Below are 18,047 nucleotides of genomic sequence, written 5' to 3'. Positions count from 1 at the left end.
GGTACCGCGTCAGTAATCCACTACGCGTCCGAACGACGGCGGTGCCTGCGGCAGGCGCCGGCAGGCGATGCGGCCGCGCAGCCGCTGGAAGATGTGCGGTGGCAGGTCCAGGGCGGCGGCGAAGTCCTGTTCAGAGGTGAACCCGCCGCGCTTTTCCCTGACCTGGACGGCCTTTTTGGCAAGCGCACGCGAGAATCCGGGCAGCGTTTCGAGTTCGCGGGCGGTGGCCGCATTCACATCTACCGGTTCGAACGCGGCATCGGCCGTCGCCCGTGAGGCAGCCGCCGGAGCTCCAGCCTGCCGGCCAAGTGGTCCGGCCAAACCTGGCGCGTCCGGCCGGGCCGCCCGGGGTTCCCCGCCAGTGTCGGCTCCGGGTGCCGGGGCGCCCTTGCGGGAACCGGCACGGCTACGGTGCGCGGACCTGGGGCTGCCCGAGCCGGACCGGTTGCGCGACCGACCGCGGGAGTTCAGCTGGCTGCCGGAGCGCGCCCGTGTTGTTGACCCCGAGGTGCGGGAAGGACGGGCCGCGCCGCGGTCCCGGTCCCACTTGAAGCGCAGGTATTCGGGGTTGATGGCCAGAGCGAAGCTGCTGCCGGCCAGCCAGCATGCCAGGAGCAGCCACGTGGCGATTTCTTCCTGCACGCCGGTGCCGTCGACCAGGGCTATGGCCACGGCCGTGAGGGTGAGGTGGACCAGACCGAGGATCCACCACAGCGGCCGCCCCGCCCGCGAACCGACCACCAGCAAGGCAGCTCCGCCCAGGAACCCGAAGGTTCCCAAGGGGACCAGCAGCCAGAGGCTCTGGCGCAGATTCCACATCAGGCTCGGTTGGGCCGAAGACATCAGTAATCCACCGACCTTCCAAACGGCACCGGTTTGGCCGGCGGAAGCTTGCAGACCACCAACCGGTTCAACCGTGCGAGCTCTGGATCCCGCACATCCAAAGCGGCGGCGAAGTCCGCCACGGTGCGGAAGGGCCCACGCTCCAGGCGCAACCGCACGGCCTTGCGCGCCTTGTGCCTGCTGATCCCTGGCAGCTTCTGCAGGGCCGCCGCCGGTGCCGAGTTCACGTCCACGGGCTCGCCCGGCAGCGCAGAAGACGCGCCTGCTCCCGGTCTGCCGGATTGGGCGTAGTAGCTTGCCGCGTCGAGCCCGGGGTCGTTGAGGAGATCGGCCGCGGCCCCCGCGGGGGCCGGAGCAGTCCCTGCAAGTGGCGAGGCGGAACGGGGACGACGGCGGAACATGGCAGCGGCGGTGGGCATCGCCGTCGTGCTGTCCATTCCGGTGCCCGCTGGAGTCCGGCGGACGAGGGCACTCCACGCGCTGCCGGAGGAGCGGGACGCCTGGTTCCAGCGGTTGCGCAGCCAGGCCTGATTGATGCCCAGCGCATGCAGTGAGCTGATGGCCCAGAGCAGGAGCCGGGCCGTCGGGCCGGCCTCTTCGTTCATGAACAGCGAAACCAGCAGTGCCACCAAATAGAGGCCGCCGGCGGACAGCCAGGCGGCGCGGCGCGCCAGCAGGCCGATGATCACGAAGCCGGCCCAGCCCAAGACCCCGAGGCCGAGCAGCGGCAGCAGCAGCCACAGGCTGGCGACACCCAGCCAGGGAATGGGCGGTGTTCCGGTCCGGCCCGCGAGGGCGGCGGGAGAGTCAGCGGCGGACATTCAGGACCATGGTGACGCTCTGGTCTTCCTCGACCCTCTCCGATGCGAGCTCCAGGCCGGCGGTGTGCGCGCGTTCCCGCAGCTTCTGCAGCACCGCCTGCTGGACTTGGCGCGCGTACGCGGCGTCGATCGCCTGGACGATCTCGGCCGCGCGCCGCCGGTCGACGTCTTCACCGCTGAAGTGGACCTGCCAAATGCCGTCGGCGTCGCGTTCGAAGACCGCCGCCACGTCTGCCCAGTCCGCCTCGAGGGAGGCCTCGGTGACACGGGAAACCTTCGCCTGCGTATCTTCTAGGGCAGCCTGCAGCAGGTTCAGGTCCCGCATCCGGGTTTGCACCTGGATTTGGGGCACGGCAGCAATCTCCGGCACCGTGTCCGCGGTACGGCTCTTGGCCCTGCCCTCGAGGGCGGCATTGACCGTGGCGACGGCGGCGATGGCCGCGGGGATCAGCAGAACGGAAACACTCATGGGGTTTCTCCTGGTTCGGCGCCGGCCGGAACCGGGCGGGGCATGGTGGCGGGGGCGAGCGGGCTGCGGCGGGCGGCCGGGCGGTCGGCCCGGGCGCCCAGGTCCGCCAGCAGGGCGTCCAATTGGTCGTCGGTGGCCCAGCCGTTCAGGCCGACGGTGCCGTCGGCCGCGACCCGGATCTCGATCCGGTCGGGCTGTGCCTGAATGTCTTCCAGCAGGTTGCGGTAGCGGCCGGTCAGCGCGGTCAGGCCCTGGTTGGTTGAACCGATCCAGGGCCGGTGCAGTTCCGGCCGGTCCCTCAGGTACGGTCCGTCCGCGAGCAGGTCGGTGGCAGCGAGCAGCCCGGCAATGTCTTCGCGGTCCGCGGCCCAGCGCCGCAGGTCACGGTGCAGGTAGCCGGTGAACGTCATCACGGACAGGCCGGCGGCCTGGAAAGCGCGCGCGACGACGGCGCTGGCCGCCGCCTGTTCAAAGGGTTCGCCGCCCAGCAGGGTCAGGCCTTCGGCGCCCGCCGCCACCGCCTGGTCGACGAGATCGGCGGCGAATTGCCGGGTCGGGACGAGCTCTGCCCCGTGGGCGGCCCACAAGTGGGGGTTGAAGCAGCCGGGACACCGGATGGAGCAGCCTTGCAGCCAGAGCGCGGCCCGCCGGCCCGGTCCCTCGGCCTCGGTGGCCGGGAGGAACCGCGCGTGCCGAATGAGGCCGGCATCGGCCGGCGCCGGAGCGCAGCCGTTGTGGATGCGGGGCTCCGGGGCCGGGCCGCGCGGCTGGCCGGGCGCTCCGGGGCTATCGGTCTGCGGACTCATTGTGGACGTAGTCGCTGGTGGTGACGGCGGTGCGGTGGTAGTCCTCCGTGTAGGAGCTGGAGACGCTCTCGGCCTCCAGCAGATCCTCCAAAACCGTGATGTATTCCAGGCACTCGGCGCCGAAGATGTTGCGGGTCTCGGCCGATACCGCGCCGTCGGGCCTGACCGTGACGATCAGTTGTTGCTGGTCCATCGCTCTTCCTTCGGGGGAGGTCGGGTGTTGTCTAAAAGTCCACGGTGCGGCCGCCGCGTACCGGCTGCCCGGCGGCTGCTGCGGGCAGGCCACCGGCAGGTGGCGCCGGGTCGATCGGCTGTCGAATGTCCGCGTCCAGATCCTCGCTGCCGGTGGCACCGACGGCACGCAAGGCAGCCCACTGCCGGATGGCGCCCACTTCCTCGGCCTGCGTGATGGCCAACGGAATCATGTTGGCGACGGCCCGCTGCAGGTCGTTCAGGCGGACCGGGCGGTCTTCGGCATAGGCATCGAAAAGCGCGGCGACGACCGCCTGTTCGATTTCCGCACCGGAATAGTTTTCCGAGGCATCGGCGAGGAGTCCGACGGCGGCCGGATCGTTGGCGACGGCGTGCAGCTGGTTGGCGGCGGTGCCCTTGCCGGCCATCTGGATCTGCCAAATCACCCGGCGTTCGGCGTCGCTGGGCAGATCGACGAAGAAAATTTCGTCGAACCTGCCCTTGCGCATGAACTCCGGGGGCAGCCGGTCGATGTTGTTGGCGGTGGCGACCACGAAAACCGGATGGCGCTTTTCCTGCATCCAGGTCAGGAACGAGGCGAACACGCGGGCGGAGGTTCCGGAATCCCCCTCGCCGCTGGTGCCGGAGAAACCCTTTTCGATCTCATCGATCCACAGGATCGCCGGCGAGATGGCTTCGGCGGTGGCGATGGCGTTGCGCATGTTCTGTTCGCTGGAGCCGACCAGGCCGGAAAAGACCCGGCCGATGTCCATCCGCAGCAACGGCAGCCCCCAGGCCGACGCCATCGCCTTGGCCGTTAGGGACTTGCCGCAGCCGGGCACGCCGGTGATCAGCACGCCCTTGGGCGCGGGCAGGCCGAAGTCGGCAGCGGCATCCAGCCAGGATCCCTTTCGCTTGGCCAGCCACCGCTTGAGGTTGTTCAGCCCGCCGACCTCGTCCAGGCTGATGTTCACGTCCACGTAGTCCAGCAGCCCGGACTTGCGGATGGTCTGGCGCTTCTCGTCCAGCACCACGTGCACGTCGTGCGCGGTCAGCTCGCCGTCGTCGACCATCGCCCGCGCGAAGGCGTTCTCGGCTTCGGCCATGGTCAGGCCCAGGGCCGCCTGCACCATGTTCTCCTGGTCGGCTTCACCCAGGCTGACCTTAATCCGTCCGCCGTCGGAATTCTGGCTGATCATGTGCGCCAGCATGGCCTTGATTTCGTCATGACTGGGCAGCGGAAAGTCGACCAACGTGACGGCCTTGTCCAGTTCGGGCGGAATGCGCAGCACCGGGGCGACGATGATCAGCACCCGACCGGTGGTGCCCTGCCGGAAGGCGGCAGAGACCTCGCGGACCTTCCGGACCACCTCGGGGTCCGCCGGGCGCTGGTCGGTGCCGAAGTAGGCGTGCAGGTCGAAGAAGATGAAGACGCCCGGATCGTGCGCGCCGAGCACCCGGTCCAGGGCACGCGCCGGGGCCGTGGTGTTGGACTGCTGGCCGTCGCTGGGGGAGAGGAGCCCGCTGCTGGCGTTCCACGTCCAGACGGGGCGCGGGGTGCGCAGCGCGGCGGCGCACTTGAGCACTTCGGCGTGCACGCGTGCTTCTTCATGGCTTTCGACATACAGCACGGGGATGCGGGCCTTGAACGCTTGGTCAAGCGTTTCAGCAAAAGACATGGTCTCTCCCCTTAAGGAACGGATCGGGATCTGGCTCTACTTTAGGCACAGTTGCAGGGACTGGGCGCTTTGGCCGCGGGTTTGGCGCAGTTCTCAGCGCCCGATGTCCAGGCTCCAGCTGCCCTCGCTGGTGTCCACCAGGAAATACGTCACCGGGTACGGCTGCCAGGAGAACCGTGTGGTGCTGGTGCCGATCTTGTTGACCACCAAGTTTCGACGCGATTCCTGCCAGGTGTAGACGGCGATGTTGGCGTCACCGGTGTAGGTGAATTCGGCCAGTACCTCATCGCCCTCGTAGCGCACCAGGGCAGGGCCGGAGCCGGCGACCCTACCGTCTTCCGGTACGGCGTAAGCGACCGGGCGGACCTCCAGGCGCCAGTCGCCGTCCGCCTCGACATGCAGTGAAAATTCTTCCCGCGCGGTGGCCAGGAGACCGGCCGAGGGTTCGTCCCGGTCGCCGGACTTGTAGAGGAAGTGGACCGGCCAGTCGGGGTTCTCCGGGTCGTCCACGGCTACGCTGGCATCCACGCCGCTGTCGATGACGATCTCGAACGGACCGTCGTAACCGGCCGGCCGCTGGTAGCCGAGGACCGCGTTGCCGGATCCTGCATAGCTGCCGGGGCCGCCGGCTTCTGCCACGGTTCCCTCCCCGGCCGCCGCCGACGCCGTGCCGGTCGCTTCCCCGGCGCCGGGCGCCGGATCCGCTGCGTTCCCTGCCGCCGGTCCGTCCGCCGGACCGGGGTCAGCACCCGTGGCGGCCGCGGCGGTGAAAAGGTGAGGCAGCAGCCGGGGGACGGCGAAGCCGAGCGCGCCGCACAGAACCAGGAGACCCAGCAGCCAGACCACGAGCGAAAAACGACCGATCCGCAGTGCCGCGTCCTCAGTCATCGGTGCCGACATGTTGTGCTGTTCTCCTTTGTATGTCCCCATGAGGTTACCCACACCGCGGATCCGCTTCACACTCGGTGCCCGGCAGTAGCCCGACGCTAGACTTGGAGCATCCCCGAATCCATTCTTCCTTGGAGATTTGTGTGAGCCTGAAGCAGCTTGACCGTGTTCCCATCCGCCGCGCGTTGATCTCGGTGTACGACAAGACCGGGCTGGAGGAGCTGGCGGAAGGCCTGCACAGCGCCGGGGTCGGCATCGTTTCCACCGGCTCGACGGCCAAGAAGATCGCCGCCGCAGGCATCCCCGTCACCGAGGTTTCCGAAATCACCGGCTTCCCCGAGTGCCTGGACGGCCGGGTCAAGACGCTGCACCCGCGCGTTCACGCCGGCATCCTGGCCGACCGCCGCCTCGATGACCATGTCCGGCAGCTCACCGACCTCGAGATCGAGCCCTTCGACCTCGTGGTGGTCAACCTCTACCCGTTCGTGCAAACGGTGCGTTCCGGCGCCAGCCAGGACGAGGTCGTGGAGCAGATCGACATCGGCGGCCCTTCGATGGTGCGGGCCGCGGCGAAGAATCATCCGTCCGTGGCGGTCGTGGTGGATCCCGCCTCGTACGCGGACGTGGTGAAGGCGGCGGGTTCCGGCGGATTCGACCTGAAGACCCGCCGCCGGCTGGCGTCGTTGGCCTTCGCCCACACCGCCGCTTATGACACCGCCGTGGCCAAGTGGACCGCCGAGCAGTTCGGCGACGACGCCGAGGCCGTCGAGGCGGCGCCGGCGCTCCCGCCGTACGCCGGCCTGGCACTGGAGCGCTCGGAGTCGCTGCGCTACGGCGAGAACCCGCACCAGGCCGCCGCGCTGTATGCGGAGACCGGCGCCGAGCCGGGCATCGCGCAGGCCGAACAGTTGCACGGCAAGGCCATGAGCTTCAACAACTACGTCGACGCCGACGCCGCCGTGCGCGCGGCCTTCGACTTCGCCGAGCCGGCCGTCGCGGTGGTCAAGCACGCCAACCCCTGCGGCATCGCCGTCGCGTCCCCGGGCGCCGCCGATCCCATTGCGGATGCGCATGCGAAGGCCCACGCGACCGACCCCGTGTCCGCATTCGGCGGCGTCATCGCCGCAAACCGCACGGTGACCGCGGGCATGGCCAACACCGTCAAGGACATCTTCACCGAGGTGGTTGTCGCCCCGGGCTTCGAGCCGGAGGCCGTCGAGATCCTGTCGAAGAAGAAGAACATCCGGCTGCTGGTCCTGCCGGACGGCTTTGCCCGGGACACGGTCGAGTACAAGCAGGTCTCCGGCGGCATGCTGCTGCAGGCCTCCGACCGGATCGACGCCGACGGCGACGACCCTGCCAACTGGACGTTGGCCGCCGGCGAGGCCGCCGACGAGGGGACCTTGGCGGATCTGGCCTTCGCGTGGCGCGCTGTCCGGGCCGCGAAGTCCAACGCCATCCTGGTCGCGGCCAACCGCGCCGCGGTGGGCATCGGCATGGGCCAGGTTAACCGGCTGGATTCCTGCCGCCTGGCCGTCGAGCGGGCCAATACGCTCGGCGTGGCGGTCGACGGCGGGGCGGACGCTGCCGGGGGAGCGGCCAATGTGCAGGGCTCCGGGGCGCCCGAGCGGGCCCGCGGTGCCGTGGCGGCATCGGACGCGTTCTTCCCGTTCGCCGACGGCTTGCAGATCCTCCTCGATGCCGGCATCCGTGCCGTAGTGCAGCCCGGCGGTTCGGTCCGGGACGAAGAAGTGGTGGCAGCGGCAGACGCCGCCGGCATCACCATGTACTTCACCGGGGCACGCCACTTCTTCCACTGACCGGTCCCCCCGCTGGGCAGCGGGGCCTCGTCAACGGGCGAAAATCCTTGCCGGCAGGGTGCCGGGGGCGCAGGTTCAAGGGAACCTGCGTGCCCGGCACCGGCCGCCAGGCGTCGCGCCCCTCGGGAGTCGGTGCACCGCCGTCGTGCCGGGCGCGGGACCGGTCCGGACGCGTGTGGCTTCTGCGGCACGGCGGCTTCCCGTCGTCCTCGCGATCTGCGGTGTGCGCGTCTTCAACCGGCGCCCGGCTGCCCTCCTCGGGTAAATTGGAGGAGTTGAGTAACCAAAGAGACCCACTTTTGCAGGGAGACGCCTCACCCATGGCCAAGATTATCTATACCCACACCGACGAAGCGCCGATGCTGGCCACCTATTCGTTCTTGCCGATCGTTGAGGCCTACGCCTCCACGGCTGGTGTGGAAGTGGAGACCCGCGACATCTCGCTCGCCGGCCGTATCATCGCCGTCTTCGGCGACTACCTCACCCCCGAGCAGCGGATCGGCGACGCCCTGGCCGAACTGGGCGAACTGGCCAAGCAGCCGGAAGCCAATATCATCAAGCTGCCGAACATCAGCGCCTCCGTGCCGCAGCTGAAGGCTGCCATCAAGGAGCTGCAGGGCCACGGCTACGCGCTGCCCGACTACCCGGACGATCCGTCCTCCGACGAGGAGAAGGACATCCGCGCCCGCTACGACAAGATCAAGGGCTCGGCGGTCAACCCGGTGCTGCGCGAGGGCAACTCGGACCGCCGCGCGCCCCTGTCGGTGAAGAACTACGCGCGCCAGAACCCGCACAGCATGGGCGCCTGGACCGCCGACTCCAAGACGAACGTGGCCACCATGGGCGCCGATGACTTCCGCTCCAACGAGAAGTCGGTCGTCATGCCGGCCGACGACAAGATCAAGATCCAGCTGGTGGCCGAGGACGGTACCGTCACGGTCCTGAAGGAGGCCTTCCCGGTGCTGGTCGGCGAGGTCATCGACGGCACCGTCATGCGCGCCGCGGCGCTGGACGAATTCCTGGCGGCCCAGGTGGCCCGCGCCAAGGAAGAAGGCGTGCTCTTCTCGGCGCACCTGAAGGCCACCATGATGAAGGTCTCCGACCCGATCATCTTCGGCCACGTGGTCAAGGCCTACTTCTCCGAGCTGTTCGCAACCTACGGCGACAAGCTGGCCGCTGCCGGCCTGAGCCCGAACAACGGCCTGGCCGCCATCCTGAACGGGCTGGCGGCGCTGGACCCCGAAGACCGCAAGGGCGTCCAGGAACTGATCGACAAGGGCCTGGACGAGGGCCCGGCCATCGCCATGGTGGACTCCGACAAGGGCATCACCAACCTCCACGTTCCCTCGGACGTGATCGTGGACGCCTCGATGCCGGCCATGATCCGCACCTCCGGCCACATGTGGGGGCCGGACGGCCAGGAAGCCGACACGCTGGCAGTGCTGCCGGACAGCTCCTACGCCGGGATCTACCAGGTGGTTATCGACGACTGCCGCGCCAACGGTGCCTACGATCCGACCACCATGGGCACCGTCCCCAACGTCGGCCTGATGGCCCAGGCGGCGGAGGAATACGGCAGCCACGACAAGACGTTCGAGATCCAGACCGCCGGCACCGTGCAGGTAGTCGACGGGGCCGGCACCGTGCTCATCGAGCACCAGGTGTTCCCGAACGATATCTGGCGCGCCTGCCAGACCAAGGACCTGCCGATCCGCGACTGGGTGAAACTGGCCGTCACCCGCGCCCGCGCCAGCCAGACCCCTGCCGTGTTCTGGCTCGACGAAACCCGCGCCCACGACGCCAACCTGATCGCCAAGGTGAACGAGTACCTCAAGGACCACGACACCGACGGCCTGCAGATCGAGATCATGGCCCCGGAGAAGGCCACCGCCTTCACCCTGGAGCGCCTCCGCAAGGGCGAGGACACCATCTCGGTGACCGGAAACGTGCTGCGCGACTACCTCACGGACCTGTTCCCGATCCTGGAGCTCGGCACGAGCGCCAAGATGCTCTCGATCGTCCCGCTGATCAACGGCGGCGGCCTGTTCGAGACAGGTGCCGGCGGCTCCGCTCCGAAGCACGTCCAGCAGCTGCTGGCCGAGAACCACCTGCGCTGGGATTCGCTCGGCGAGTTCCTGGCCCTGGCCGTGTCCTTCGAGCACCTGGCCACCTCCACGGGCAACGCCCGCGCGCAGATCCTGGCCGACACGCTGGACGCCGCCACGGGCACGTTCCTGCTGGAAAACAAGTCGCCCAAGCGCAAGGCCGGCGAGCTGGACAACCGCGGCAGCCACTTCTACCTGGCCCTTTACTGGGCGCAGGAACTGGCCAACCAGACCGCCGACGCCGAGCTGGCCGCGGCCTTCTCCGGCATTGCCTCCGAGCTGGCCCAGAACGAAGGGGCCATCGTCGGCGAGCTCAATGCCGTGCAGGGATCCCCGGTGGACCTGGACGGCTACTACCGGCCGGATGCGGCCAAGGCCGCTGAGGTCATGCGCCCGTCGGCCACGCTGAACAGCATCGTGGCCACGCTGACCGAAAAGAAGTAGGCCGCGCCGGGCGCCCGTCCGGCAGCAGCCACCCGTTGCGACGGCGGACGGCGCACCTCCCGCGGGAAGGTGCGCCGTCCGCCGTCGTGCTGTCCGGGCCGGTCCGCTGCCGCCGTGTCGGCCGCTGCTCTTCGGCTCAGTCCGTCACCGGCACCGCACGGTCATTGGCATAGCTGACCCCCAGCTGGGCGCGGACCCCGTCGAAGAGCCGCATGGTGTCCACGGTGTCCGCCCAGGGCATGGTGGGGCTCTGCTGCAGGCCGGACTGGACGCAGCGGGTGACTTCACGCAGCTCGAAAACGTAGCCGCGGCCGACGCTCGGGAAGGTTTCCACCCGGGGCTGGCCCAAATGCGGTTGGACCGCCAGCTCGGTGGGGTTATGCAGCGGCGCGTTGCTGCGGAGCCACCCGCCGGTGCAGGCGACGGTGGCCGTGCGCGGCGAGGCGGCCTGCAACGAACACGCGAGCTGCGCCTGGGCACCCGAACGGTAGCTGAGCGTCATGGCGTTCTGCGCGTCGATGCCGTCGTCGTTGACATGGCCGGAGGCGGCCACCGTCTGCGGGAAACCCAAGGTCCCCAGCGCCCAGGTCAGCGGATAGACCGCCAGGTCCAGCAGCGCTCCGCCGCCGGCTGCCGGATTCCACAGCCGGGCGGCCGGGTCGTAGACCGCCGGAAATCCGAGGTCGGCCTGCAGCCAGCGGACCTCGCCGAGTTCGCCAGACGCGAGGATGTCCCAGACGCGGTTGATGATCGGCAGGAAGCGCGTCCAGACCGCCTCCATCAGGAACAGTCCCCGCGCGGCCGCCAGTTCCGTCAGCTCCAGGGCTTCCCGGGCGTTGATGGTCAGGGACTTTTCGCACAGCACGTGCTTGCCGGCCTGCAGCGCCCGTCCCGCGATCTCGTAATGCTGGCCGTGCGGAGTGGCCACGTAGACCACGTCGACGTCCGGGTCGGCGAAAAGCTGGTCGTAGCCCTTGCCGGCGTCGCCGTCGAAATAGGCGGTCGCGAAGCCGAAACGCCGTTGGAAGGCCACCGCGTTGGCCTGGTTGCGGGAACTGACCGCCTGCAGCACGGCATCCTCCAGCCGGGCGATGTCCTCGGTAACCCGGGTGGCGATGGTCCCGGTGGCGACCACGCCCCAGCGCAGCGTCCGGCCGGTGGCTGCGCGCGGATCCGGGGCGCCGGGCCGGGCGCAGGGCGGGGTGACGATCCGGGGCGGTTGTCCCATGGCTCCATCTTGGCGGCCGGCGGCCGGGACGTCCATGGGCACCGATTGCCCTTTGTCCCGTCCTGACGCGCGCCTCGCTGCCCTACCGATGTGGACCTATCGATGGTACAAAGTAAGCAGGCTCAGTAATTCACAACGAGGAGGAGCCCGCACCATGGATACAGGCATGATCGTCGGAATCATCATCGCGATAGTTGTACTCCTGATCATCATCGGAGTCATTGTCTTCTTTGCGCAAAAGCGGAACACCAAGCGGAAGTTCGAGAAGCAGGAGGAGAACCGCAGGGAGGCAGCGGAGTTGCGGCAGAACGCGCAGGTGTCCTCGGTGGAGGCGCGGGAACGCCAGGCGGACGCCACCCAGGCGCAGGCCGAGGCCCAGCGGGCGGACGTCGAGGCCGAGCGTGCCAAGATTGAAGCCGACCGCCTGCGCCAGGCTGCCGAGCAGCGGCAGGCCGACGCCCAGGGAATCCGGCAGGAGAGCGAAGAGCAGTTGCGCCGCGCCGATGACCTGGACCCCGACGTCAACACCAAGGACCGGGACGCCCGGAAAGACCGCAAGCACGACGGCGGCGCCCACCGCGGCGACGCCGACCCCGACCGCGGTGTAGACGCGGCCGCGGGGTACGGCGACGACGGCGGCCGGCATGTCGATGACGCGCGCAACGACGGCGCCCGGGCTGCCGACGACACCCGCCGCGGCGAGGGCGGCAGCCACAACATCTAGGCCCGATCACAACAACACCTGGCGCCTGCTTCCCCCGGGGAGGCAGGCGCCAGGTGTTGTTGGGGGAGCCGCTCAGCCCTTGACGGAACCGCTCATCAGGCCGCCGACGAAGTACTTGCCCAGGATGATGTAGACCAGCAGCGTGGGCAGCGAGGCGATCAGCGCGCCGGCCATCGACGCGGCGTAGTCGGTCAGCTGTCCGCCGGCCAGGAAGCTCAGCGCGATGGTGACCGGGCCGTTGGAGCCGGAGGAGAAGAACGCCGCGAACAGGTAGTCGTTCCAGGCGGAGGTGAACTGCCAGATGAGCACCACCACGAAGCCCGGGGCGGAGACCGGCAGGATCACCGAGGCGTAGGTGCGCAGCAGCCCGGCTCCGTCCATGCGCGCCGCTTCGATCAGCTCGGCCGGCACGGATTCGTAGTAGTTGCGGAAGATCAGGGTGCAGATCGGCAGGCCGTAAACGATGTGCAGCACCAGCAGCGAGGGGATGCCGTTGGGCACCCCGAGACCCTGCATCAGCTGGGTCAGCGGGATCATCACGGCCTGGTACGGGATGAACATGCCGAACAGGATGAGGGTGAAGACCACGTTGGCGTAGGGGAAGCGCCAGCGGGAGAGCACGAACCCGTTCATCGATCCGAGCAGGGCCGAGATGATCGAGGCGGGGATGACCATGGCGAAGGTGCGGCCCAACGCCGGGCCCAGGGTGTCCCAGGCCTTGGCCCAGCCCGCGGTTTCCCACGTCGTCGGGAAGAGCCACGCGGTGGAGGGATCGGCGTCGGACGGGCCCTTGAAACTGGTAATGAACAGGACGTAGGCCGGAATCAGCACCACAAACACGAAGAGCAGCAGGATGGAGTATTTGAGCGTCCGGTTCATCCTCTGCCGGCCGGTGCGGGGAGCCGCCGGCCGGGGCCGGGCAACCTCGACGGGTGGCGGGACAGTTGCAGTGGCCATCAGCGCTTCTCCTGCCGTGAGGTGTAGACGAGGTACGGGACGACCACCAGCGCGACCAGCACCAGCATGATGGTGCCGATGGCGGCCGAGTCGGCGTAGTCGCTGCCGATGTACTTGACCCACATCATGGTGGCCGGGACCTGGATGTCGTAGGTATTGGCGTCGGGAACGATCGCCCGGATCAGGTCGAACAGCTTCAACGACATATGGCCGATGATGATGACAGCCGAGAGCATCACCGGGCTCAGCTGCGGAAAGATCACGTGACGGTAGAGCTTCCACTCGCTGCAGCCGTCGATCCGCGCCGCCTCGCGCAGTTCTTCCGGGATGCCGCGGAATCCGGCCAGGAACAGGGCCATCACGTAGCCGGAGAGCTGCCAGATGGCCGGCACGGCGATGGCGGCAATGCCCCAGTTGGGATCGGACCACCAGCTGTTCTGCAGGAAGCCGAGCCCCGTGCTGTCCAGCAGCCGGTTCAACCCTGTGGCACGCTCACCGCCGGGCTCGCTGGTCTGCAGGCTTGACAGCAGCCAGCGCCAGACCACGCCCGAGGCGATGAAGGACACCGCCATCGGGAAGAGGTAGACCGAGCGGAACAGCCCCTCGCCGGCGCCGGGCCGCTCCAGGATCCAGGCCCAGAGGAAGCCGAAGATCAGCGTGCCGGCCAGGAACACCACCGTCAGCAGGAGCAGGTTGCGCAGTGCGTGCTGGAAATCTGCGTCCCCGAACAGCCGGAGGTAGTTCTCCAGGCCGACGAATTCCGACGACGGCCGGGCCGTGTGCTGGTTGGTCATCGAGATGCGGACGTTTTCCGCGATCAACGCGTAGACGAAGACCGCCAGCAGGATGAGGGTAGGGGCGATCAGGGCCAGCCCCGGTCCCCAGGTCTTCACTTTCTTGAACATGGACTTCTCCTAGTGCCGCCGTACACGCCGGTGTGACATGGAAGGGCGGGCGCGGTGGTGGTGCCGCGCCCGCCCTTCCGGGGCGTCCTGGCTACTGCATGAACTTCTCGGCGATGGACGCCAAGGATTCCTGCAGGGCAGCCACGTCCTGCGGGCCGCCGAACTTGCTGACGGCGGTGCTCAGCTCGTTCAGCCAGGCCACCGGCACGGCGGCGCCGTGGGCCAGCGAGGACACGATGGTGTCGGACGAGAAGTCCTCGATGGCGCTCTGCTGGTATTCGCCGAACTCGTCGGACGGCACGTCGGTGCGGGCCGGGATGGAGCCCTTCGCCGCGTTGAATGCCTGCTGGCCCTCAACGCTGGAGATGGTGGTCAGCCACGCCTCGGAACCGGCCGGGTTGGGAGCACCCTTGGGCAGCGTGAACGAATCGGCCAGGAAGTCGAAGACGCCGTCGGTGCCCGGGGTGGGGAAGTAGACGTAGTCCTCACCGGGCTTCTTGCCGTCCTGCGCGAACTTGGCTTCGGCCCAGTCGCCCATCACGTTGTAGGCGGCGGCGCCGTCCTCCACCAACTGGGTGGCAGGACCCCAGTCGCTGAGGGTGTCACGGTCGGAGTTGGTGTAGCTGAGGGTCTTCTTGTAGTTCTCGATGGCTTCGGTCACGTCGGGGCCGGACCAGTCGGTGGTGCCGTCCCAGAGCCCGTTGTAGCCCTCGGCGCCAAGGGTGGCGAGCAGGATGTTCTCGAACAGCTGGACCTGGGTCCAGGTGCCGGCCACGGCCAGCGGGGTCTTCCCCGCCTCCTTGATCTTGTCCATGTCCGCGAACCAAGCGTCGAGATCGGCCGGCGGGCTGTTCGGATCCAGGCCGGCGTCCTTTAACACGTCCACGTTGGCCCACACCACGTTGGCCCGGTGGATATTCGACGGCACGGAGTAGATCTTGCCCTCAACGGTCAGCCGGTCCAGCAGGTCCTGGGGGAACGCCTCGTTGAGCTGGGCGTCCTCGTAGAAGGAAGTCAGGTCCTCCAGCTGGTCGGCGGCGATGTAGTCCTGCAGCTCGGCTCCGGCATGCGCCTGGAACGAGTCCGGCGGATTGCCCGACTTCAGGTTGGCCGCCAGCACACTCTTGGCCTGGCTGCCGGCGCCGCCGGCGACGGCAAGGTTGTCGAACTTCAGCTCCGGATACTGTTCGGTGAAGATTTCCACCAGCGCATCCAGCCCGACCTTCTCGGAACCGTCCGCCCACCAGGTGAAGACTCCTACCGACCCCGACGCTTCCTCAGGGTTGGCTTCGTCCACCGCGCTTCCGCCGCCGCACGCGGACAGGAGCAAACCCGCGGCCGCAACGCCGGCGAGCAAAGATTTGCGTCGCATAAACGCCTCCATCAATCAGCAGTCATGGCCACGGGGTCGGCAAAAGACCCGCACACGGATGTGTGGCTTAGTACCGAAGTTAACTCCGTCACACACCTTGTCGTCAAGAGTTGAACGCAAACACGATCCCGGGAGGGTCCCGTCCGTGCTTAGGCGACGGGGAGTTCGGCCTGTTGAAGCACCAGCGTCGCGGCGCCCAACGCCTCGGCGCGGCTGCCCAAGGTGGACATCGCCAACTCCGTGGATTCTCCGACGACCGGAACCGCGTGGCGCAGCAGCCCGCGCCGTATCGGGTCCAGCAGGATGCTGCCGAGGCCCGTCAGCGAACCGCCGACCACGATGACCTCGGGATTGAGCAGGTTGCAGACGTTGGCGAGGGCGCGTCCCACGGCCAGGCCCGCATCATCGATCACGCGCAGGACGGCCGGGTCGCCCTCCAGCGCGATCCGGACGATGTCCTCGGTGCCGATGGGCTCGCCGCGGCCGCGGCTGAGCAGATCGATCATGGTGGAGGTGGAGGCCACCGTCTCCAGGCACCCGCGGTTGCCGCACCGGCAGATGATGCCGTGTTCGGCGACCGTGGCATGGCCTACCTCGCCCGTGACGCCGACATGGCCGTAATAGAGCTTGCCGTTGAGGACCAGGCCGGCCCCGATCCCGGATCCGATCTTCAGGAAGACCAGGTTCTGCGCGTGCTGGTAGGGGCCCCAGCTGACTTGGGCGAGGGCGCCCAGGTTTGCGTCGTTGTCCACGAAGACGTCGGTGCCGAACCTCTCCCGCAGCCGGGCCAGCAGATTGATGCCCACCCATTCGGGCAGGATGGCACCGTGGATCACGGTGCCGGTCCTCCGGTCGATCGGGCCCGGTATGCCTGCACCCACGCCTATCACGGCCCGGGGGGAGACGGAGTTTTCATCCAACAGCCGCTGCGCCAGCCGGGCGGCGGTGTCGATGCCCTGCTCGGCCCCGTGGCCGAGCGGCAATTCGACGGCGCCTTCGGCGAGCACCTGGTGGTCGAGGCTGACCAGCACCACGTGCACGTGCCGGCGGCCGAAATCCACTCCGACGGCAACCGCGCCACGGCCGTCGAGCAGGACCGACAGGGCGCGGCGGCCGGAACTCGTGGTGGGCGCGGTGCTGACCAGTCCGTCGTCGGCCATCGCCTTGACGATGTTGGAGACCGTGGCGGTGGACAGCCCCGTTTGCCGGGACAGTTCGGCCTGGGTAAGCGGACCGCGTGACATCAGCGCCTGCAGGACCCGTTGGCTGTTCCGCCGCCGCAGGGCGCTTTGGGACCCCGGCCGGAGCTGGGGTGTGCGCGGCACCGGAGGCTGCGGGGCCTCGAGGGTGGACGGGTGATCGGCTCGCATACAGAAAAGCGTGCGGCAGCGCCGCCTTGTAGTCAAGAAGTTAACGCAACTGCCTCACGCGGCACCGTGGGCGGCCGGGCCTTGCCACGGATCCGGCCGGCCTTTCCCGAGCGTAGACTGGCCGCAACGCGCGGAGGCGAATGACATGGAAGACCTCAGGCTCACTGTCAACGATCTGGAACGCAACGCACGGCTTCCCGCCGGCGACGACGAACGGTTCTTCGGTTACGTCGTGTCGGGGCTGACCTTCTCTTCCGGCCATGTGCTGGGGCTGCGGCGGTTTCCGGTCACCTCGGTCGGCCCCGGCTACACCTCCGTGTGGCTGCGTGACCCTGCCGAAAACTGGAGCATCTTCACCACGGTGCCGGCGGAAAAATCCTGTCCCCGGTATTTCGGCAGCGGACTGCGGCACACCTCGGTGCACGCCATCGCGGTTGATTGGACCGGGCCGCGCGGTTTCACCGTGTCCATCCCGGACATCGACTTCTCTTGGGACGCAACCGTCTCGGACACCCCGGTCACCCGGCTCATGTCCGGAATGACGGCCAAGACGCCGGACCGGCTGTGGCAGAGTGGCCCCTTCCTGGCCGCCATGGGCGGCGTGTCAGGCCCGGCACTGCGGCTGGGGCGGATGCGGCTGGCGGGGACCGCCCCGAACCGGCAGCGGTTCCGCGCCGCCCCGCGCCGGCTGTGGTTCATCGACAACAGCAGTGCACGGCTGGGGGCAACGGACTTCGGGCCGCCGGGACCGCTTCCCGAGCAGGCCAGGCTGGGCGGCTTCTGGGTCCCGCAGCGCGGTACGTTCATGATCGGCACGGCCGCGTTTGAGACCCTCGATCCGGCCAGGCACCTGCAGCAATCCACGGCCTGACCGGGCTCTCAGCGGCTATGCCTCCGCGGCGTCGTCGATCGCGTCGCGGTGCAAGGCGGCGATTTCCACGTAGCGGGCGGCATTGTCCAGCACCGACTGGTACTCGTCCTCGCTCAGTTCGCGGCGGACCTTGGCCGGGACACCCGCGACGAGCGAACGCGGGGGAATCTGCGTGCCCTCCAGCACGACGGCGCCGGCTGCCACCAGCGAACCCTCACCGACCACCGCGCCGTTCATGACCGTGGCGCTCATGCCGATCAGGCAGTTGTCCTCGACCGTGCAGCCGTGGATCACGGCGGCGTGGCCGACGCTGACGCCGGCGCCGACAGTGCAGGGGAAACCGGGGTCCGCGTGCAGGACCACGTTGTCCTGCAGGTTGCTGCGCTCGCCGACGCGGATGGGAGCGGTGTCGCCGCGGACGCTGACGCCGTAGAAGGCGCTGGAGTCGGCTGCCAGCGCAACGTCGCCGCTGAGCGTCGCCGTGGGGGCGACGAAGGCGGACGGATCGACGGTCGGCAGCATGCCGGAGATGGTGATGATGTGGGCCATCCCA

17 protein-coding genes are annotated in these 18,047 nt (G+C 68.5%); 4 read left to right on the top strand and 13 right to left on the bottom strand.

Translation table 11 applies throughout. From position 1 onward, the window contains the following. Nucleotides 1-9: 9 nt before the first annotated feature. The 7 genes from AC5RWG_RS15035 to AC5RWG_RS15005 form a co-directional block, all read right to left on the bottom strand. Nucleotides 10-843, bottom strand: a complete 834-nt coding sequence (locus AC5RWG_RS15035) for a ComEA family DNA-binding protein (protein ID WP_494014437.1) — start codon at nt 841-843, stop codon at nt 10-12. Next, nucleotides 843-1,664: a ComEA family DNA-binding protein gene (locus tag AC5RWG_RS15030; protein WP_494026119.1), complete on the bottom strand. Its 822-nt coding sequence runs from the start codon at nt 1,662-1,664 to the stop codon at nt 843-845. The genes AC5RWG_RS15035 and AC5RWG_RS15030 overlap by 1 nt, the downstream gene beginning before the upstream one ends. Continuing rightward, nucleotides 1,651-2,133, bottom strand: a complete 483-nt coding sequence (locus AC5RWG_RS15025; RefSeq protein ID WP_494001529.1) for a hypothetical protein — start codon at nt 2,131-2,133, stop codon at nt 1,651-1,653. Before AC5RWG_RS15025 ends, AC5RWG_RS15030 begins: the two co-directional genes overlap by 14 nt. Continuing rightward, nucleotides 2,130-2,939, bottom strand: a complete 810-nt coding sequence (locus AC5RWG_RS15020; RefSeq protein WP_494014435.1) for a 4Fe-4S single cluster domain-containing protein — start codon at nt 2,937-2,939, stop codon at nt 2,130-2,132. The genes AC5RWG_RS15025 and AC5RWG_RS15020 overlap by 4 nt, the downstream gene beginning before the upstream one ends. Next, nucleotides 2,920-3,132, bottom strand: coding sequence for a DUF2997 domain-containing protein (locus AC5RWG_RS15015; protein WP_494014434.1), 213 nt, complete (start codon nt 3,130-3,132; stop codon nt 2,920-2,922). Before AC5RWG_RS15015 ends, AC5RWG_RS15020 begins: the two co-directional genes overlap by 20 nt. Before the next feature lie 31 nt (nt 3,133-3,163). Beyond that, nucleotides 3,164-4,810: an AAA family ATPase gene (locus tag AC5RWG_RS15010; RefSeq protein WP_494014433.1), complete on the bottom strand. Its 1,647-nt coding sequence runs from the start codon at nt 4,808-4,810 to the stop codon at nt 3,164-3,166. Between the two features lie 93 nt (nt 4,811-4,903). Continuing rightward, nucleotides 4,904-5,710 carry a hypothetical protein gene (locus AC5RWG_RS15005; protein ID WP_494014432.1) on the bottom strand — a complete coding sequence of 269 codons (807 nt, stop codon included), beginning with the start codon at nt 5,708-5,710 and terminating at the stop codon, nt 4,904-4,906. 131 nt (nt 5,711-5,841) lie between these two features. Between AC5RWG_RS15005 and purH the strand changes: the two genes are divergently transcribed. Both purH and AC5RWG_RS14995 read left to right on the top strand, forming a co-directional pair. After that, on the top strand, nt 5,842-7,518 hold the full coding sequence (purH, locus tag AC5RWG_RS15000) for a bifunctional phosphoribosylaminoimidazolecarboxamide formyltransferase/IMP cyclohydrolase (RefSeq protein ID WP_494014431.1): 1,677 nt from the start codon (nt 5,842-5,844) through the stop codon (nt 7,516-7,518). A 320-nt stretch (nt 7,519-7,838) separates the two neighbouring features. Further along, nucleotides 7,839-10,067, top strand: a complete 2,229-nt coding sequence (locus tag AC5RWG_RS14995; RefSeq protein ID WP_494014430.1) for an NADP-dependent isocitrate dehydrogenase — start codon at nt 7,839-7,841, stop codon at nt 10,065-10,067. A gap of 136 nt (nt 10,068-10,203) precedes the next feature. On the opposite strand, the gene AC5RWG_RS14990 is transcribed toward AC5RWG_RS14995, so the two are convergent. Next, nucleotides 10,204-11,295 (bottom strand): Gfo/Idh/MocA family protein, encoded by a 1,092-nt coding sequence (locus AC5RWG_RS14990; RefSeq protein ID WP_494014429.1) that lies wholly within the window; start codon nt 11,293-11,295, stop codon nt 10,204-10,206. A 154-nt stretch (nt 11,296-11,449) separates the two neighbouring features. On the opposite strand from AC5RWG_RS14990, the gene AC5RWG_RS14985 reads away from it, so the two are divergent. Beyond that, a complete protein-coding gene (locus AC5RWG_RS14985) occupies nt 11,450-12,019 on the top strand; it encodes a hypothetical protein (RefSeq protein WP_494014428.1) in 570 nt (189 codons plus the stop codon). Nucleotides 12,020-12,091: 72 nt separating this feature from the next. Here the strand turns inward: AC5RWG_RS14985 and AC5RWG_RS14980 are convergent, their stop codons facing one another. From AC5RWG_RS14980 to AC5RWG_RS14965, 4 genes are all read right to left on the bottom strand, one after another. Next, the gene (locus AC5RWG_RS14980; protein ID WP_494014427.1) at nt 12,092-12,976 is read right to left on the bottom strand and encodes a carbohydrate ABC transporter permease; all 885 of its coding nucleotides are present in this window, start codon (nt 12,974-12,976) and stop codon (nt 12,092-12,094) included. After that, nucleotides 12,976-13,881: a carbohydrate ABC transporter permease gene (locus AC5RWG_RS14975; RefSeq protein ID WP_494014426.1), complete on the bottom strand. Its 906-nt coding sequence runs from the start codon at nt 13,879-13,881 to the stop codon at nt 12,976-12,978. The genes AC5RWG_RS14980 and AC5RWG_RS14975 overlap by 1 nt, the downstream gene beginning before the upstream one ends. 91 nt (nt 13,882-13,972) lie before the next feature. After that, complete coding sequence (locus AC5RWG_RS14970; protein WP_494167253.1) at nt 13,973-15,253, bottom strand: ABC transporter substrate-binding protein; 1,281 nt, start codon at nt 15,251-15,253, stop codon at nt 13,973-13,975. Between the two features lie 149 nt (nt 15,254-15,402). Beyond that, the gene (locus tag AC5RWG_RS14965) at nt 15,403-16,623 is read right to left on the bottom strand and encodes an ROK family transcriptional regulator (protein WP_494023606.1); all 1,221 of its coding nucleotides are present in this window, start codon (nt 16,621-16,623) and stop codon (nt 15,403-15,405) included. A gap of 145 nt (nt 16,624-16,768) precedes the next feature. Between AC5RWG_RS14965 and AC5RWG_RS14960 the strand changes: the two genes are divergently transcribed. Continuing rightward, nucleotides 16,769-17,494 carry a hypothetical protein gene (locus AC5RWG_RS14960; protein WP_494167252.1) on the top strand — a complete coding sequence of 242 codons (726 nt, stop codon included), beginning with the start codon at nt 16,769-16,771 and terminating at the stop codon, nt 17,492-17,494. 15 nt (nt 17,495-17,509) lie between these two features. On the opposite strand, the gene AC5RWG_RS14955 is transcribed toward AC5RWG_RS14960, so the two are convergent. Continuing rightward, the gene (locus AC5RWG_RS14955; protein ID WP_494167251.1) at nt 17,510-18,043 is read right to left on the bottom strand and encodes a gamma carbonic anhydrase family protein; all 534 of its coding nucleotides are present in this window, start codon (nt 18,041-18,043) and stop codon (nt 17,510-17,512) included. Nucleotides 18,044-18,047: the final 4 nt, after the last annotated feature.

It is taken from the genome of Arthrobacter sp. Y3221160, from assembly GCF_059092585.1.
Note: the sequence above shows the minus strand (reverse complement) of the source record. Positions and strands in the feature narration are given on the sequence as shown.

Excerpts from the sequence above, each read along its gene's own strand:
- AC5RWG_RS15035 (WP_494014437.1), bottom strand. The coding sequence starts at position 843 with ATGTCTTCGGCCCAACCGAGCCTGATGTGGAATCTGCGCCAGAGCCTC.
- AC5RWG_RS15030 (WP_494026119.1), bottom strand. The coding sequence starts at position 1,664 with ATGTCCGCCGCTGACTCTCCCGCCGCCCTCGCGGGCCGGACCGGAACA.
- AC5RWG_RS15025 (WP_494001529.1), bottom strand. The coding sequence starts at position 2,133 with ATGAGTGTTTCCGTTCTGCTGATCCCCGCGGCCATCGCCGCCGTCGCC.
- AC5RWG_RS15020 (WP_494014435.1), bottom strand. The coding sequence starts at position 2,939 with ATGAGTCCGCAGACCGATAGCCCCGGAGCGCCCGGCCAGCCGCGCGGC.
- AC5RWG_RS15015 (WP_494014434.1), bottom strand. The coding sequence starts at position 3,132 with ATGGACCAGCAACAACTGATCGTCACGGTCAGGCCCGACGGCGCGGTA.
- AC5RWG_RS15010 (WP_494014433.1), bottom strand. The coding sequence starts at position 4,810 with ATGTCTTTTGCTGAAACGCTTGACCAAGCGTTCAAGGCCCGCATCCCC.
- AC5RWG_RS15005 (WP_494014432.1), bottom strand. The coding sequence starts at position 5,710 with ATGTCGGCACCGATGACTGAGGACGCGGCACTGCGGATCGGTCGTTTT.
- AC5RWG_RS14995 (WP_494014430.1), top strand. The coding sequence starts at position 7,839 with ATGGCCAAGATTATCTATACCCACACCGACGAAGCGCCGATGCTGGCC.
- AC5RWG_RS14990 (WP_494014429.1), bottom strand. The coding sequence starts at position 11,295 with ATGGGACAACCGCCCCGGATCGTCACCCCGCCCTGCGCCCGGCCCGGC.
- AC5RWG_RS14985 (WP_494014428.1), top strand. The coding sequence starts at position 11,450 with ATGGATACAGGCATGATCGTCGGAATCATCATCGCGATAGTTGTACTC.
- AC5RWG_RS14980 (WP_494014427.1), bottom strand. The coding sequence starts at position 12,976 with ATGGCCACTGCAACTGTCCCGCCACCCGTCGAGGTTGCCCGGCCCCGG.
- AC5RWG_RS14975 (WP_494014426.1), bottom strand. The coding sequence starts at position 13,881 with ATGTTCAAGAAAGTGAAGACCTGGGGACCGGGGCTGGCCCTGATCGCC.
- AC5RWG_RS14970 (WP_494167253.1), bottom strand. The coding sequence starts at position 15,253 with ATGCGACGCAAATCTTTGCTCGCCGGCGTTGCGGCCGCGGGTTTGCTC.
- AC5RWG_RS14965 (WP_494023606.1), bottom strand. The coding sequence starts at position 16,623 with ATGCGAGCCGATCACCCGTCCACCCTCGAGGCCCCGCAGCCTCCGGTG.
- AC5RWG_RS14960 (WP_494167252.1), top strand. The coding sequence starts at position 16,769 with ATGGAAGACCTCAGGCTCACTGTCAACGATCTGGAACGCAACGCACGG.
- AC5RWG_RS14955 (WP_494167251.1), bottom strand. The coding sequence starts at position 18,043 with ATGGCCCACATCATCACCATCTCCGGCATGCTGCCGACCGTCGATCCG.